The sequence below is a fragment of the Psychrobacillus sp. L3 genome (assembly GCF_042945595.1).
Classification (GTDB): domain Bacteria; phylum Bacillota; class Bacilli; order Bacillales_A; family Planococcaceae; genus Psychrobacillus.
Genome location: NZ_CP168493.1, coordinates 1,494,704 through 1,509,096 on the forward strand (window position 1 = coordinate 1,494,704; position 14,393 = coordinate 1,509,096).

Below are 14,393 nucleotides of genomic sequence, written 5' to 3' on the forward strand. Positions count from 1 at the left end.
CTCTATAAAGTTCTTAGGGTTGAGGTGATTTTTTATTGGATATTAATATAAATATAACGACTATTTTAATTGGGGACTGAACTAGTACACTTCAAAGTTTCTGTTATGCAGTCCATAAAAAATTAAAAAAAGCCGATTATTTAATCGGCTTCAGATTATCGATAAATTGTCATTTTAAGAGGAAAGACTCTTTTTTTCCGTTTGAGTTGTCACGTCATTTTCTTCAACTTCATGAATATTTATATCTTTTTTTTATTAATCCAGCTTACTAAGTATTTATGATAACGTGGCATTATCCATCCTAAAATTTTACCGATGAAATATGCTGCAATTAGTGTACCAATGCCAATTGACCCTAATGAGTGAATGAAAATAATACATACTAAACCTGCCACACAAACATTCACTAGATCACTCGAAATTTTGGCCTTACTAAACTTCATATTAAATTTTTCGCTTATTGCATAAGTTAACGCATCATACGGCATTAATGGAAATTTAGCATTGAAATATCCAAATAAACCAATCGCAACAATAAATAAGCTTAAAATTAAAAATACCCAACGCATTACTAATGTTTCGGGTGTGGGAAATAATTTCACGAGGTATAGAGTTGCATCCATAAAGAATCCGAATAAAAATGTAATGATTAATTGCACGACAGATTCTTTCAAATCTAATCGTTTATTTAAAATCACTTGTATGGCGATAAATAAAATATTTGCTATGATTGTCATAATTCCTACTGATAAACCTGAGGTTAGAGAAAGCGCATAGGCTAACGAGGAGACTGGTGAAACACCAAGAGCGGCGAGTATTGAGAAGCTGACGCCAAGTGATAGAAAAAACAAACCAATTATGTACAAACTAAGACGTTTCAAGGTCACATTAATGTGTTTCATAAAATCCTTCTTTCTAGAAATAATCTATATTTATCGTAACATGTCATTCGATATATGAAAAATATATATTTATTATATATGTCATATGAAAATACATATAACGGAGTTGGGAAATGGATATTCGTCAATTACATTATTATAAAGAAATTGTTAAACAGGGAAGCATTTCAAAGGCTGCTGAGGTATTGAATATTGCGCAACCTCCATTAAGTCAGCTATTAAAAAAGCTCGAAACGGAATTAGGGGCAACATTAATTCATCGTTATCGTCAAAAATGGGAGCTGACCGAATCTGGTCAATTGTTATATCAATATGCAGAACAGTTATTAAGCCAAATGGATGAAGTCAAGAGACATATTCTTGAAATAGAAGAGGGTACTGCGGGGACGGTACGTATTGGTGTTTCATCCGCATGTTCTAATATGTTGATTGATTATATTGCAGACTTTAGAGAACAATATACACAAATCAAAGTCAACATCGTTTCTGGTGACTCGGAAGGGTTACTAAAGAAGCTAAAAGAAAAAGAAATTGATATAGCTTTACTGATAAGACCAAGCAATACGGAGCAATATGAGAACAAAGCTTTAAAAAAACAACCTGCAATACTAATAGTTCCTAACAAATGGACATCCTCCCTCTCAACTCAGCCTACATTTAAGGAAATTGCAGATTTCCCTTTTATTATGTTAGGCGCTATGGAAGGACACTCCTTTTATGAAAATATTTTAAACGCCTTTGATGAATATGAGGTAAAACCGAATATTATGGTTGAATGCAAAGATATTCCGATGGTCGTTGCACTTGTTAATCGAGGAATAGGTATAACTATTATTCCAAGAATGCACTATAAATCTTTGTTTTTAGAACATTTAAAGATTTACGAACTTCAACAATTTGATTTTAGTGTAGAGCCGGTTATGATGAAATTAAAAGATGAACCAATTTCAAAAGCAGCAGCACAATTTTGGGAAATGGTGAATTAACCCAGACTTCCTCTACAAATACTATGGGGGAGGCAATATATGGTACACAGTATCTTGGTTTGTTAGAGCATAATTTTCTATCATGGAGTGAACTAAAATGAAAAAATGCTCTTTTCCAATGGCGAAAGGAGCATTTTTTCATTTTAGTCTTATCACTGTTAAATCACATCACTCTAGGTACTTATGGAAAATTATGAAACTTTTAGACAACTACTTCGTAGAATGCTTATATAAAAGTAATAGAGGTGGGAAGATTGAATAATTCATTAGTAATTCTCATATTAGTTGTGATTATATTCTTTGCTTATCAAATTTTAATGAAAAAAAAGAAAAAAATTAATAGGTTTAGGGAAGAGTGGGAATCAGGAGAGTTCTTGGCGCGGAGCGAGGATCATCAATCGGTTTCAATGTACTGGGAAAACAAAAAAGATAGGAAACCAATATATGATGGGATTGATCAGTTGACGTGGGATGATTTATCAATGGATACCGTTTTCAAAAAAATCAATTACACGCAGTCTTCGGTAGGATCAGAATATTTATTTAATCAGCTTCGAGATATTAATCCACCCCTTGAAGATATACAGGAAAAAGAAGAACTCTACAGATTAATGGAAAGTGAACAATCATTACGAGAAGAGATTCTACTCATATTATCAAGTCTTGGAAAACAGAATTATACAAATTCTTCTTCGTTTTTCTATGAAGAGGCTAGGTATAATATTAAATATGTAGCTGTTTATATGCTACTTGGCTTATTGCCATTTGCGTCCATTTTCTTGATGTTTTATAGCTTAAAATTCGGGATACTGAGTTTAGTAGGATCTTTTCTAATTAACACAATCGTATATTACAAAAATAAAACTGCATTAGAGAATGAACTATACTCGACTGCGTACATTGCTTCTATCATTCATGCAGGAAAACGTTTTTCATCCGTCAAACATCCGAAGTTTACAACATTTGCTAACGAGTTCAAGGATAAAGTTCAGCCGATCAAGAAAATTTTAGTGCTGAACAATATAATTTCGTTAGGAAAAGGAAGTAACGGAGATTTTGATGCCATTTTTGAGTATATTCGAATATTATTTTTATTGGATTTTATTTCTTATAACAATATTATTAAAACGATTTCAAATCATAAAGATGAATATCGTGAATTATGGCAACGTGTAGGTCAACTGGATGCGGGGATAGCAGTTGCGTTTTACCGTAAATCACTAGTTTCATATTGTACTCCTACATTCGTGGAGGGGGAGGAGCTTTCATTTGAAAATATGGCTCATCCACTTATTAAAAATCCGGTGACAAACACATCGATTCTCGGCAAGTCCACACTTATTACAGGTTCTAACGCATCAGGGAAATCAACGTATATCAAGGCAATTGCCATTAATACTATTTTGGCGCAAACGATTAATACAGTGTTAGCGGAAAACTGGACAATGAAACCTAGCTATATCGTAACTTCAATGGCGATTCAGGATAATGTGTTAGATGGGGATAGTTACTTTATAGCGGAAATAAAGTCACTCAAACGAATTATTCGTCTATGTGAACAAGGTAAACCAAGTATCTCTTTCATTGATGAAATACTGAAGGGAACTAATACGATTGAACGAATAGCTGCATCGGCTGCAATGATGGAATGGCTTTCTTCGAATAAAGGAATGAATATCATTGCGTCACACGATATTGAATTAACCGAAATGGCTAGAAAAGTGTATGTAAATTATCATTTCAGTGAATCGATTGAAAATGGAAAAGTTCAATTCGATTATACAATCCATTCTGGTCCATCAAAAACGAGAAACGCTATAAAGCTTCTTGGTATATTGGATTATCCAGAAAGCATCACAAAAAAGGCAAATGGGTTAGCAGAGTATTTCACAGAAAGGCGTGAATGGGAAGAAATGAATGCATTGGATGTCATCTATGAGAGATAAAATTTTTAACTAAACTTAGTTTGAATGGAGTATATCATGATAATTAACAAACAAGAATTTTATGTTAATGGAATAAAATATAGTGTGAGATCTGCAATCGAAAAAGATGCAAAAGATTTGTCTGAATTAAGATTACAAATTGATGGTGAGACTGAAAATTTGGATAGAGAAAAAGGGGAGGAGTTCATAGATAGAGAAGGATTTGAACAACTTATAAAAACGGACTCTGAGAAATCAAGAAATTTGTTTTTAGTTGCAGTAGTTCATGATCGGATTGTCGGCTTCTCCAGATGCGAAGGAATTTATTTAAATAGATTTTCTCATAAAGTAGAGTTTGGAGTATGCGTTCTAAAGGAGTTTTGGGGTTATGGTATTGGGAAAAATCTTTTAAAAGAATCTGTTGCTTGGGCTGACTTCATCGGCATTAAAAAAATTACTTTGAATGTTTTAGAAACAAACGATAAAGCCATTGAATTATATAAAAGGCTTGGCTTTGAAATGGAAGGTATATTAAAAAACGACAAAATTCTTGCCGACGGTAAATACTACAACACTATTATGATGGGGAGGTTTAATGAATGATTAGAGCCGTATTATTTGATTTAGATGGGACATTATTAGATCGCGACGAATCGGTAAAGAAGTTTATTAATGATCAATACAAGCGATTACATAACTATCTAGGACATATTTCGAAAGAAAATTATATGACAAGATTCATTGAGTTAGATAATCATGGATATGTCTGGAAGGATAAAGTGTATCAACAATTAATGGAGGAGTTCGGGATTGCCGAAATAGATTGGGAGTATTTACTGAAAGATTATATAAGCGAGTTTAAGCATCATTGTGTTCCTTTTCCTAATCTCCACGGTATATTAGAAGAGTTGAGAAGGAACAACTTTGTTTTAGGAATGATTACAAATGGATATGGGCAGTTTCAAATGGACAATATAGCTGCTTTAGGCATCGAAAAGTATTTTGAAGCTATTTTAGTGTCCGAAACTGAAGGAATTAAAAAACCTAATCCAGAGATATTTGAGCGAGCATTAAAACGCTTAAATGTGAATCCTAATGAAAGCGTATTTGTTGGAGATCATCCAGAAAATGATGTAGTAGCACCCGAGCATGTAGGGATGAAAGGAATTTGGAAAAAAGATGTCCAATGGGGGACATTTGAAACAAATTACATAGTGGAAGACTTAGGAGAATTACTGATTATTATAAAGAAATTGAATAATGAAAGTAGCTTGAAATAATTATAGAACGGAGAGAAAAAATGAATTTAAAGAAATGCGATACACAATTTAGTTGGAGTAAAATCTACAAATCTCTTATGATAGCTTACCAACCAATTGTTTGTAGTCAATGCAATACTTCACATAAGATTGCTTTTTCTTCCAGAATCATGGTATCTATTGTAATAGTACTTCCATTGACGATATTCCTCTTTTTGATACCGGAACAATTATATTTATCCACTTTTGCTACTGTATCCAGTTTAGTTATTTATTTTGCCCTTGTCTCTTCGCTGTTCCCTTTTTTAGTAAAGTACAACTCATAATATATAGATTGTTTGAGAATATAGACTTGGAGGTGTAAGTGAATTTGAAAAAGTTGCTCTCTAGTTCATTGAAATTATGTTTACTTGCAATTCCAATTTTTCTTTTATTTGCATGCAGCAGTGTTGAGAAATATGAGTATATATCGGTCTTTATAGTAGAAACCATGGAGGTAGATAAAGGGAGCTTGTATCCCGGCTTGTCTGAAACGACTGGTTACAAAAAAGTAAATGCGATAACGTACATGGAGGAAGGAAAAAGTTATATAAAAACAGATGATAAATCGATTGAGGACTTTTATGATACGAAAGGTAATTTTATTAAGTCTGAAATAACGCATTCTTATTTCACTACCTCATATATAACCAATGTAGTTCGTGGGGATAATTTAAAGGAAGAACTTCAAAATCCTTCCACGATATTATTGCCTGATGATTATAAAGGTCACTCTAAATCAGAGAATATGACAGAGGAAGAAAAGGAACAAGTCAAAAATCACGTACTTTCCTTTACGAATAAACTAAATAAAAAATAGCATTATTATCATAAAACTTTTATTTCAGATAAATTCCGGAAAAAGCTGATTGTATAACGATTGATGATCTTTTAAATAAAGTGATTTAATTTCTGAAGATATAAAAAGTACCTCAGCCCTGCTAATGCAGCGGGGAAAAGGTACTTTAAGAGCTATTCCAGTCCTACTAAAGCAGTGAGGAAAGAATTTGCGCATATGTATATTATAATATACATATGCTTTTTTTTGTAAAGTGGCTGATATTACTCGATCTTCAAACCCGATGCTCTCCATACACATCTTGCTTTGTAATCTCCCTCGCTCTTAGTAGAACATCATCTGAAAACGGCTTGTTATAAGCTTGGATGGATTCTAAAAGCTGTTCTACACTACTAGCACCAATAACCGTAGACCCCGTCACTTTTTGTTGCAATACATACTGAAGTGCAACAGAAGTCATTGGAGTATCCAATGCTTGCAGTTGCCTTATAACAGCAGCTAATTCTGCATTGGAATAAGACAAATATTCATTCGTTTTATTTGTACGGTTAAGGCCATCCGCAGTTAATAATCCTTTTGCAAGCGTTCCACGGCTTAATAAAGAGGCATCATTTTCCTCTAATAACGAAAACCATTCTTCTGGTCTTCTATCTAGCAAACTATATTGCATCATAACGGATACTGCGTTGCTCTTCATTAAAAAACGGTCAATAACAGTTGGACGAATAGAAGAAATACCGTATTCTCGAATTAGTCCTTCTTTTTTCAAAGATTCCATCGTATCAATCATTTCATCGACATCATCCTCCATTGTTCCACCATGCAATTGATAGACATCTATATAATTTGTCTGGAGACGCTTTAAAGATTCATGAATAGCAGAGGTTATCCATTTTTTTGAAGGATCCCATGCCCACCCACCACCAGATTCATTCAAACGATTGCCGACCTTTGTAGCGAGAATAATATCTTTCCGGTGATCTTTTAATGCATTTCCGACAATCTTTTCATTTTCCCCATTGTTGTATAAATCGGCTGTATCAAAATAATTAATTCCATTATCAAATGCCACTTCTATAATTTTGTTGGCTTTAAGTTGATCAGTTGGCAGTGACATACACCCTAACCCAATTTCAGATACAGATAGTTCACTTTTACCTAATTGTCTTTTTCTCAATTTTTATCACGTCCTTTTCTACATGTTACAATGTGTAATAGTTAGTTACAAATGAAAGGAAGATACAATATGAAAAAATTCGAGGAAAAAACTATTTCATCTGATTTTAAATACAAGGGGCGGGTGATCACTTTACAAGTAGATGAAGTCTTGCTTCCGAACGGCAAAACTAGCAATAGGGAGATTGTGAAACATCCAGGAGCGGTTGCTGTAATGGCTATTACAAAAGACAAGAAGATTATCTTAGTGGAACAATATCGGAAAGCATTAGAACAATCCATTATAGAAATTCCTGCTGGTAAAATAGAGCCTGGAGAGCCGCCAGAAGCGACTGCACGAAGAGAATTAGAAGAAGAGACAGGATATACATCTAGTAACCTACAATATGTTCAATCTTTTGCCACATCTCCAGGGTTTGCAGATGAAATTATTCATCTCTATTTTGCAGAAAACATTGAGAAAATGACAGAAAAAGCAGACCTAGATGAGGATGAGTTTGTAGATTTAATATATGTATCAATCCAAGAAATGGAATCTTTAATAGAGAATAAACAAATATATGATGCCAAAACAGCTTTTGCTTTTCTTTGGTTAAAAGATTATTTAAAAGAAGCATGAAGTAACTTTGTACAAGCATATGATGAAAATAGATAGGAGGTGTTCCAATTTGAACCAAACTTATACTATTTTCATTTCATTATGCGTACTAGTTTTTAGTTTTATCGGGGGCTTAATTCTTTTTGAAAAAAGCACAGCAGAGCAGCAGCAATGGATTATTCATCTCTTGGACGCACGTGTTCTATTATTAGAGCAACCTACTTTTCTAGAAACAATTTTTCCTCACTTGATGATTGCTGTTGTATTTTTTTTATTTTATCAACACCCTCTTTTACGAAAACTTATTCTGGTGATTTGCGCATTTAAAATTACGTTCTACGGGTTTTGCTCCAGTTATTTGCTGCAAACACAGACTTCCACATTTCCGTATGTGTTTTGGTGGTTTCCGTTTCAACTAGTTTATTGTGTTCTTCTTCTTGCATTAGCAAATCGGATTAATTTGTTTACGTTATCCTTTTATTCTATTATCATCATAATAGAATATTTCTTAATACCATTTATATTATATAGTAATTAATATTTATTAATAATTATTATTAAGTGAATTCCTTGTCATAATAATTCACTATTTGGTATAATGGAAGAAGTTTAAGGAGGCGTCACATGGAAAGCCGTATTGATCGAATTAAAAAACAATTATCTGGTGCGAGCTATAAACTGACGCCACAGCGTGAAGCGACAGTCCGAGTTTTGCTTGAAAATGAAGAAGATCATTTAAGTGCAGAAGATGTATTTTTACTAGTTAGAGAGATATCACCTGACATAGGACTTGCTACAGTTTATCGTACACTAGAATTATTAAATGAATTGAATGTGGTGGATAAAATTCAATTTGGAGATGGTGTATCACGCTATGATTTGAGACAAGAAGGAGCAGCTCATTTCCATCATCATCTTGTTTGTATAGAATGCGGAGCTGTGGATGAAATACAAGAAGATTTGTTAGAAGACGTAGAAGCAATTGTGGAAAGGAAATGGAACTTTATCATTAAAGACCATCGATTAACCTTTCACGGAATTTGTTATCGTTGCCAAGAAGATAAATAAACAAAAAAGGATAGCAAATAGCTATCCTTTTTTTTATAGGAGGTAGATAAAATTGGAAAATGGATTGCTTTATTTAGAAGATTATTTGCATTTTTTGCGTATTGAGCGACAATTAGCAGAAAACACGCTAATTTCCTATAAAAAAGATTTAACCGATTATTTACGGCATATTTTTAACATCCAACAATTACATAGTTTAGATAATGTAGAACGTCAGCATATTATTAACCATATTAGAAAATTAAAAACGGAAGGAAAAAGTCCGAGATCGATTGCAAGGCATATTTCATCTATTCGTTCTTTTCACCAGTTTCTATTGCGCGAAAAAGTGACTAATCAGGATCCTACCATCCATCTAGAAATACCACAAATGGAACAAAAATTACCTAGTTTTCTTTCAGTGGAAGAGTTAAACGGTTTGTTAAATAGTATAGATACTTCTAAGCCGCAAGGTGTGCGTGATTTAGCAATGTTTGAGATCATGTATGCAAGTGGTATGCGTATTAGTGAGTGTTTAAACTTGGATTTAGAAGATTTACATCTAACGATGGGATTTGTCCGTGTATTTGGTAAAGGTGGCAAAGAACGTATTATACCTCTAGGAGGTGCGGCTATTCGTGCTTGCACGACCTATATAGAAGAAGCAAGACCAAAATTGCTAAAATCAACCGAATGCACAGATGCAATTTTCGTCAATCAAAGAGGAAAGCGTTTGACAAGACAAGGAATTTGGAAATTATTAAATAAGCACACGGTAAATTCAGGAATACAAAAAGAGATTACACCGCATATATTGCGCCATTCATTCGCTACGCATTTAATAGAAAATGGAGCGGATTTGCGTGCAGTGCAAGAGATGCTAGGACATGCGGATATTTCTACGACCCAAATATATACGCATGTCAGTAAAACGAGATTAAAAGAAGTTTATAAACAATTCCATCCAAGAGCGTAATTTGTCAGAGGTCTGACGTGTACATTATAAAAAAATTTGGTAAACTAGAAGAAAATAGTAGGAGGGAATAAAGATGAACAAATTTAAACGTATTCACGTTATCGTTATGGACTCTGTAGGAATCGGAGAAGCACCAGATGCGGCCAATTTTGGGGACGTAGGTTCCCATACATTAGGTCATATCGCTGAGAAAATGAATGGTCTGAACATGCCTGAAATGCAAAAACTTGGGCTTGGAAATATAGATGCTATTAAAGGGATAGAACAGGTGGAAAATCCAACAGCGTATTTTGGAAAAATGCAGGAAGCTTCTGTAGGGAAGGACACGATGACCGGGCATTGGGAAATGATGGGTTTGAACATAGATAAACCATTTAAAGTCTATCCTGAAGGTTTTCCTGAAGAGTTAATTTCTACATTAGAAGAGAAAATAGGTCGAAAAGTAATTGGAAATAAACCGGCAAGTGGAACTGCAATTTTAGATGAACTTGGCGAAGAACATATGAAAACAGGCGCAATTATCGTTTATACATCTGCTGACCCTGTATTGCAAATTGCTGCACATGAAGAAATAATTCCACTTGAAGAACTATATCATATTTGTGAAGTTGCAAGAGAGCTTACACTTTCTCCAGAATTTTTAGTTGGTCGTATTATTGCCCGTCCATTTATCGGAGAGCCAGGGAATTTTGTTCGCACTTCCAATAGACATGACTATGCGCTAAAGCCATTTGGGCGAACTGCAATGAACGAATTAATGGATGCTGGATTAGATGTTTTAGCAATAGGTAAAATTTATGACATATTTAACGCAGAAGGAATTACTTCTACCGAACGTACGAAAGACAATATGGACGGAATGGATAAATTCATCACAACATTAGACAAAGACTTTACTGGAATAAGCTTTTTAAACTTAGTAGACTTCGATGCATCTTTCGGACATCGTCGTGACCCAATTGGATACGGTAATGCATTGGAAGAGTTTGATGCTCGTTTAAAAGAAGTTTTACCGAAGTTAACAGAAGAAGATTTACTAATTATTACGGCAGACCATGGAAACGATCCAACTATGCCAGGTACGGATCATACGCGAGAATTTGTTCCGTTAACCGTCTATTCTCCAAGATTAAAAGAAATAAAAGAATTACCGCTACGTATGACATTTGCAGATATAGGTGCAACTATTGCCGAGAATTTTGGTGTAGCTAAAACAGCATTCGGTGAAAGTTTTTTATCTTTACTTAAATAATAGATATGTTGGGAGAGGGGTAGTTATCATGAACACACTTGAGCTAATTGATAAGAAAAAAAGAAACAATCCACTAACAGAGGATGAAATACAATATTTGATCAAGAAGTATACAAATGATGAAATTCCAGACTATCAAATGAGTTCCATGCTCATGGCAATCTTAATAAATGGGATGAATGATAAGGAAACATCTTGGTTAACAAAAGCAATGGTTGATTCAGGTGACGTAATTGATTTATCTTCTATCGAAGGTTTTAAGGTTGATAAACATAGTACCGGAGGAATTGGGGACAAAATTAGCTTACTAGTTGCACCAATTTTAGCATCTTTAAATATTCCAGTAGCTAAAATGAGTGGAAGAGGACTAGGCATTACTGGTGGTACAGTAGACAAGCTAGAATCAATAAATGGTTTCCATGTTGAATTATCATCCGATCAATTTATCAAGCAAGTGAACGAACATAAAATAGCTATAGTAGGGCAATCAGGAAACTTAACACCAGCAGACAAGAAATTATACGCTTTAAGAGATGTAACTGGTACAGTGGATTCGATTCCTTTAATCGCATCATCAATTATGAGTAAGAAGATTGCTAGTGGAGCAGATGGTATTGTTTTAGATGTTAAATGTGGTAAAGGTGCATTTATGAAAGATTTAGAACATGCGTCTGAATTGGCTTCCACTATGATTAGTATTGGTGAAAGTCTGGGCAGAAAAGTAGCAGTAGTTATTACTGATATGAATCAACCGTTAGGTCATAATATTGGAAATAAACTAGAAGTTGCAGAAGCGCATGACTTTCTAAGCAACTATAAGGAAAGTGAACAAGGTTTACTTGATGTTACAATAGCTATTTCCTCTAAAATGTATCAGTTAGCAACTGGAGTAAATGAAGAAGAAGCAGAACAAAAAGTATTAGAAACACTTTCAAATGGTGCAGCATTAGTTAAATTCAAAGAATTTATTACTGCTCAAGGTGGGGATTCAACTGATATTATTGCTAAAAATACGAAGCATCAAATTGAAGTAAAATCCTTAAATGATGGTTACATTCAGTTAATTGATGCTGAAATGATTGGGAAGGCTTCTTTATTAATTGGAGCGGGAAGATTAACAAAAGCAGATATTCTTGATTTCGATGCTGGAGTTAAATTAGTAGCACTAACAGGGCAACAAGTTAAAAAAGGTGATACTTTAGCTGTTTTGTATTCAAATAAAGATGAAATTGCTGAATCGATTCAATTAATAGAAGATGCCTACACGTTCACAGATGTTGAACCTTTAAAGAAAAATTCTATCTTAAAAATAATGTAAAAGAATATAAGTGTCCATTAGCCTAGAGTAACCAGTAAATTCTGCCGGAAATTGTGTTAAAATACTAGATACTTTGTATTTGAACGATTTCGGAGAACTCTGGAATTGAATGCTAAGCAACACTTTAACAGAGATTTCTAAATGCCAGAGGGGCGCTAGCTGTGCTAGCGCCCCTCTGGTATTTTTTTGATGGTACATAAAAGTGTAACTCCAATAAATTTTCTAATAAAAATCTGCTCCTGCGTAAGCTCGTCGCAAAAGAAATCTGCTCCTGCGCAAGCTCGTCGCAAAATTATCTTCTCCTGCGGTGCAGCACTGATTTTGTGCTGCATGGATGGTTGAACAATAAATAATAAAAGGTTTTATGCGATCTAAGAATTAAGTTAATGCACACCAAATTTGTTCTAAGAAAAAGGTTAATAAGAATATAGATAAAGGGAACTGATTATTGTCCAAAATACTATGACTAAATTAACTAAACTGAGTAAAGGGATTTATGGCTATTTAAGCGAATTATATTAAAAGAATGACGAATAACGAATTGTCAAAGAACCTTGGAGGTTAGTGAGATGAGAGCAGCTGTTTACAGTTCGTATGGATCCCCGGAGGTCCTTAGGATAAATGAAGTTGAACTACCATCTATAACGAATGACGATCGGGTACTGATTAGAGTGCATAACGCTTCGGTCAATCAATTTGACTGCTTATATCGGAAGGGTTATTTGCCTACCAGATTAGATAATGGTCTTAAAAAACCAAAATCATCAATATTGGGGATTGACGTTTCGGGTACTGTTGAAGCTGTCGGTAAAAATGTACAAAGATTTAAAGTTGGCGACTATGTCTACGGAAGCTGCTTCGGATCCCACGCAGAATATGTCTGCCCTCCACAGAGTGGACTGAGTCATATGCCGAAAAACATAACCTTCGAACAGGCTGCAGCCGTGCCATGTGCTGCTCAAACAGCTCTTCAGGCATTGCGGGACGTAGCAAAGATAAAATCGGGGCAAAAGGTTTTGATCTACGGAGCTTCGGGGGGAGTCGGGCACTTTGCAATTCAGCTTGCCAATTACTACGGGGCTGAGGTAACCGCAGTTTGTAGCACCTCGAATCTGCAGTGGGTGAAAGATCTCGGCGCACATTACGTGCTCGATTATACGAAAGAAGACTTCACGAAAAACGGACAAAAGTACGATATCATACTGGATGCTGTAAGTAAACGGACCTTTTTTGGTTGTTTAAGTTCACTAACCGAGAATGGTGTTTATATAACAGAAAACCCCCTCTATCCTATGTATCACCCAGTTCAGTTATTGGTAGGTTCCTTGCTCGGTCGAAAGAAAGCTAAACTGCATCTATCGAAGCCTAATAACATGGATCTAGAATTCTTGCGTGGGCTTATAGAGGAAGAGAAAGTAAAACCAGTTATAGAGAAGTGTTATCCTTTGGATCAAATCGTAGAGGCCCATAGGCATGTAGAAAGCGGACGTACAAAAGGGAAGGTAGTCCTTCAAATCATATCTTAATTAAACATGCGTTGAACCTTAAAGGATTCACGCTATTAATTTCGCTGTGCTCAGTGCAGGGTCTTGACTTGCTTGCTAAGTCGCCACCTTCCGCTCCAATCAATTCTAGGTTAATCTTTATTGTTTTTCCTTTTCCTATAAAAAGTTAAACTGATTCTGTGTGAATATGATTAGAACTGGTGGACCTATATAAAAATTGATAGCATTCATAGATAAAGAAGTGCTGAGCGGACGAAATTGCATCTTCGTCCGCTTTTAAAAGAGTAGGACAGCATCTTATCTCTCACGATCCATAAAACTAACGGTAATAGTGTAGCTGATGTTTCGACTAAAGCACTCGGGAAATAGTGAAAACAAGATGCACTAAAAGGACGTTTGCGTTTTTCTTAAAAGATAAGAAAGTATATGGATTATCAACCTGCGAAACCAGTGTTCATTGTACTTTAAAGAATTAAAGAATACCGCGGATTTCCGTTTCAGGTGGACGCGTTCCGCGGGGTGAGCGATGAGCAATCACCGCCGCATTCGCGTCGTTTGCGATGGCACACCTGTCTCCGAGGAACGAAGGCTAAGAGCGCCACATCGTGTGG

15 protein-coding genes are annotated in these 14,393 nt (G+C 35.0%); 13 read left to right on the top strand and 2 right to left on the bottom strand.

Translation table 11 applies throughout. From position 1 onward, the window contains the following. Positions 1-239 precede the first annotated feature (239 nt). Positions 240-902, bottom strand: a complete 663-nt coding sequence (locus ACEPXD_RS07075) for a YczE/YyaS/YitT family protein (RefSeq protein ID WP_391121572.1) — start codon at positions 900-902, stop codon at positions 240-242. 113 nt (positions 903-1,015) lie between these two features. Between ACEPXD_RS07075 and ACEPXD_RS07080 the strand changes: the two genes are divergently transcribed. The 6 genes from ACEPXD_RS07080 to ACEPXD_RS07105 all read left to right on the top strand — a co-directional run bounded on the left by ACEPXD_RS07080 (position 1,016) and on the right by ACEPXD_RS07105 (position 5,931). Continuing rightward, positions 1,016-1,888 carry a LysR family transcriptional regulator gene (locus tag ACEPXD_RS07080; protein ID WP_391121575.1) on the top strand — a complete coding sequence of 291 codons (873 nt, stop codon included), beginning with the start codon at positions 1,016-1,018 and terminating at the stop codon, positions 1,886-1,888. A 254-nt stretch (positions 1,889-2,142) separates the two neighbouring features. Further along, complete coding sequence (locus ACEPXD_RS07085) at positions 2,143-3,834, top strand: MutS-related protein (RefSeq protein ID WP_391121578.1); 1,692 nt, start codon at positions 2,143-2,145, stop codon at positions 3,832-3,834. A 36-nt stretch (positions 3,835-3,870) separates the two neighbouring features. Beyond that, positions 3,871-4,416 carry a GNAT family N-acetyltransferase gene (locus ACEPXD_RS07090; RefSeq protein WP_391121581.1) on the top strand — a complete coding sequence of 182 codons (546 nt, stop codon included), beginning with the start codon at positions 3,871-3,873 and terminating at the stop codon, positions 4,414-4,416. Continuing rightward, entirely contained in the window at positions 4,413-5,093 is a 681-nt protein-coding gene (locus ACEPXD_RS07095; protein ID WP_391121584.1) for an HAD family hydrolase, read from the top strand. Before ACEPXD_RS07090 ends, ACEPXD_RS07095 begins: the two co-directional genes overlap by 4 nt. Positions 5,094-5,113: 20 nt before the next feature. Further along, positions 5,114-5,398 (top strand): TIGR04104 family putative zinc finger protein, encoded by a 285-nt coding sequence (locus ACEPXD_RS07100; RefSeq protein WP_391121587.1) that lies wholly within the window; start codon positions 5,114-5,116, stop codon positions 5,396-5,398. A gap of 38 nt (positions 5,399-5,436) precedes the next feature. Continuing rightward, on the top strand, positions 5,437-5,931 hold the full coding sequence (locus tag ACEPXD_RS07105; protein ID WP_391121590.1) for a hypothetical protein: 495 nt from the start codon (positions 5,437-5,439) through the stop codon (positions 5,929-5,931). Positions 5,932-6,184: 253 nt separating this feature from the next. On the opposite strand, the gene ACEPXD_RS07110 is transcribed toward ACEPXD_RS07105, so the two are convergent. After that, a complete protein-coding gene (locus tag ACEPXD_RS07110) occupies positions 6,185-7,087 on the bottom strand; it encodes an aldo/keto reductase (RefSeq protein ID WP_391121592.1) in 903 nt (300 codons plus the stop codon). 69 nt (positions 7,088-7,156) lie between these two features. Here ACEPXD_RS07110 and ACEPXD_RS07115 point away from each other — a divergent pair, with 69 nt between their 5' ends. From ACEPXD_RS07115 to ACEPXD_RS07145, 7 genes are all read left to right on the top strand, one after another. Then, positions 7,157-7,705 (top strand): NUDIX hydrolase, encoded by a 549-nt coding sequence (locus ACEPXD_RS07115; RefSeq protein ID WP_391121595.1) that lies wholly within the window; start codon positions 7,157-7,159, stop codon positions 7,703-7,705. A gap of 49 nt (positions 7,706-7,754) precedes the next feature. Then, positions 7,755-8,222, top strand: a complete 468-nt coding sequence (locus ACEPXD_RS07120; protein ID WP_391121598.1) for a hypothetical protein — start codon at positions 7,755-7,757, stop codon at positions 8,220-8,222. 86 nt (positions 8,223-8,308) lie between these two features. Next, positions 8,309-8,752 (top strand): Fur family transcriptional regulator, encoded by a 444-nt coding sequence (locus ACEPXD_RS07125; RefSeq protein ID WP_391121601.1) that lies wholly within the window; start codon positions 8,309-8,311, stop codon positions 8,750-8,752. Between the two features lie 52 nt (positions 8,753-8,804). Continuing rightward, positions 8,805-9,707 (top strand): site-specific tyrosine recombinase XerD, encoded by a 903-nt coding sequence (xerD, locus tag ACEPXD_RS07130; protein WP_391121604.1) that lies wholly within the window; start codon positions 8,805-8,807, stop codon positions 9,705-9,707. Positions 9,708-9,780: 73 nt separating this feature from the next. Further along, positions 9,781-10,959 carry a phosphopentomutase gene (gene deoB, locus ACEPXD_RS07135; protein WP_391121607.1) on the top strand — a complete coding sequence of 393 codons (1,179 nt, stop codon included), beginning with the start codon at positions 9,781-9,783 and terminating at the stop codon, positions 10,957-10,959. A gap of 28 nt (positions 10,960-10,987) precedes the next feature. Next, the gene (locus tag ACEPXD_RS07140; protein WP_391121610.1) at positions 10,988-12,277 is read left to right on the top strand and encodes a thymidine phosphorylase; all 1,290 of its coding nucleotides are present in this window, start codon (positions 10,988-10,990) and stop codon (positions 12,275-12,277) included. A 569-nt stretch (positions 12,278-12,846) separates the two neighbouring features. After that, a complete protein-coding gene (locus ACEPXD_RS07145; RefSeq protein ID WP_391121613.1) occupies positions 12,847-13,803 on the top strand; it encodes an NAD(P)-dependent alcohol dehydrogenase in 957 nt (318 codons plus the stop codon). Positions 13,804-14,393 lie beyond the last annotated feature (590 nt).